Source organism: Mesorhizobium sp. WSM4845 (genome assembly GCF_055811455.1).
The window spans coordinates 1-1,265 of record NZ_JBVVQA010000082.1; the positions used below are offsets into that span (position 1 = coordinate 1).

General features: G+C 55.2%; 1 protein-coding gene. It reads left to right on the forward strand.

What is annotated here, in order from left to right:
* Positions 1-421 precede the first annotated feature (421 nt).
* Positions 422-1,156 carry a type III secretion system chaperone gene (locus tag AC0L2C_RS34085; RefSeq protein ID WP_473525520.1) on the forward strand — a complete coding sequence of 245 codons (735 nt, stop codon included), beginning with the start codon at positions 422-424 and terminating at the stop codon, positions 1,154-1,156.
* The last annotated feature ends 109 nt before the right edge of the window (positions 1,157-1,265 follow it).

Below are 1,265 nucleotides of genomic sequence, written 5' to 3' on the forward strand. Positions count from 1 at the left end.
GCAGGCAGCCACGTCAATAAAGGATTTTGCCGACCGGCTCGCACACAGGAAGACATCGTGTTTCTCACTGCCAATGTTGTTCAATAGAGTTCCAGGCGCAAATACAAAAGCGATATGCGTCCATACTTTCTGAATATGCGCACTGAACGGGAGAGCATATTCGTCGTACTCATCTCAGCTGGTCGCTCCAATGCCATCATGACTGCCGATGTATACATATCCAAATAATATTGGTCGTTCTGTTTCATTTTGGGTAATGGGTCAATAATCCGTGGGCCTATGGCGGTCCAAGGGCCTGGGAACTGGAGCCCCGACGCCATCAAGCCGTTGTGGGCAAGGGTCTCGGCTTGAGGAAGAAGGGAAAGCGAGGGTGGCACCAGCATTGGCAGACGATGTCCTGTCAGTGGCTTTGGAGTGCTTGTTGAAGAATTCAGATCCTCCTTGCGCCTCGTCCGTGGCTGTGAAGCGCATTGAGCTCACGGTCGACGGTGTCGGGATCGTCTTGGAGGCGACAGGCGCACGATCACTGCGATTAACCAGCAGGATTGCAAAGACAGTGCCGGATAATGAACTGGAGATCCGTGAATTGCTCGGAGAGAACCTGCTCTACTGTGTTTCTGTCCAGGTGGCGCTCTGTGCCGATCAAGGCGGTGCTCTGCTGCTTTGGGCTGACATTGATCACGTCGATCGCAATCGGGCGCTTGTAAGGGAACAAATGGTGTCATTCCGCAATGCGGCGATCTATTGGAATGGAATTTGCCGCCGCCATCGCAGCATCAACCAGTCGCTGCTCTCCAACGATCAAAACTTTGCGCGCGGGCCCGCTGTCAGTTGCCACAACGCTTGCGATTCCACGCGTGGACGTATGGATGGCAAAGATCTCGATGGGACGATGATGAGTGCGCGGCAAACGATCGCGCAGGTGGAGAGCTTCTTGAGAAAAGGTCGGGAACAACTCGACCGGCAAGCTGAGCTCTTGGGCGACTATGCCATGACCGGCGATGCCCTTTCCGCATTCGTTGAGGCTCAAGACGAGAGTTTTCAGCAAGCTTACACATGTGAGCGGCAGGCGCTTCTGAGCGATAGCATGACTCTCACGTCCAATCTGCAGCCAGTACGTGCGCCGCGCGTCAAACCAGTACGGCAGTGGGTCTAAGGCGGTGATGCAGAAGGTAGAGGAGCTAGTAAGGGGCGGTGGCGAAGTGGACATTACTGAGGCCGGACGGCTGGCGCGGCTTACCGAAGAGATCATCGCAGGGCGTACC